At 53.4% G+C, this 1085-nt stretch carries 1 protein-coding gene and 1 pseudogene; both read right to left on the bottom strand.

Annotation, left to right across the window (positions count from 1 at the left end):
• Positions 1–986, bottom strand: a 986-nt coding sequence (gene secY / locus ACIQYF_RS23670) for a preprotein translocase subunit SecY (protein WP_402866708.1), incomplete at its 3' end; no start/stop codon positions are given.
• Positions 987–1085, bottom strand: a pseudogene (gene rplO, locus ACIQYF_RS23665) (50S ribosomal protein L15); the annotation flags it as partial.

Raw genomic sequence — 1085 nt, 5'->3', positions numbered from 1 at the left:
GCCGTATAGAAGAAGCAGAAGAAAATAATCCCTGCACTAAACAGCAGAATATTCAACGGCTGACCAGGAGCGATCGACTGCGAGATGTCCTGCAACCAGCCCATACCTTCAGACTGACCAAACCAGGCACCCAGCGAAGCCGGGAACAGCAAAATGCTGCTCGCAAAAATAGCCGGAATCACACCGGCCATATTCACTTTCAGCGGTAGGTGGCTAGTCTGCGCAGCAAACACCTTGCGGCCCTGCTGACGCTTGGCGTAGTGAACAGCAATACGACGCTGACCACGCTCAATGAACACCACGAAACCGATAATCGCTACTGCCAGCAAACCGATAGCAACCAGGGCGAAGATGTTGATATCACCCTGACGCGCAGACTCAAAAGACTGCCCAATTGCTCTCGGAAGACCGGCGACGATACCCGAAAAAATCAACATCGAGATACCGTTGCCAACACCACGCTCAGTAATCTGCTCACCCAGCCACATCATAAACATTGCACCCGCCACAAAAGTGGTTACTGCAACGAAATGGAAGCCTAGATCACCAGTGAACGCTACGCCCTGCCCTGCCAAACCAATGGACATGCCAATAGCCTGGACAAGAGCAAGAGCGACAGTGAGGTAGCGGGTGTACTGGCTTATCTTGCGACGACCAGCTTCACCTTCCTTCTTCAACTGCTCCAGCTGTGGGCTGACAGCGGACATAAGCTGCATGATGATCGATGCCGAAATGTACGGCATGATCCCCAGCGCAAAAATACTCATCCGCTCCAGCGCACCGCCGGAAAACATGTTGAACAAGCTAAGTATGGTCCCCTCATTCTGTCGAAACAGGTCCGCCAACCGGTCTGGGTTAATACCAGGAACTGGAATGTGTGCGCCTATTCGGTAGACGATGATCGCCAGGAATAGAAAACGCAGACGAGCCCAGAGCTCGGATAACCCGCCTTTGCTGAGCGCTGAGAGAGCACCTTGCTTAGCCATTTATTCCTCGAACTTGCCGCCAGCTGCTTCGATAGCCGAACGCGCACCTTTGGTGGCGCCGATTCCCTTGCCGATTGTGACAGCGCGAGTAACTTCACC

Origin of the sequence: Pseudomonas sp. NPDC096917 (assembly GCF_044762555.1) — a bacterium.
GTDB lineage: Bacteria > Pseudomonadota > Gammaproteobacteria > Pseudomonadales > Pseudomonadaceae > Aquipseudomonas.
The sequence above is the reverse complement of the archived record's forward strand: the minus strand, read 5'-3'. Positions and strand labels throughout refer to the sequence as shown.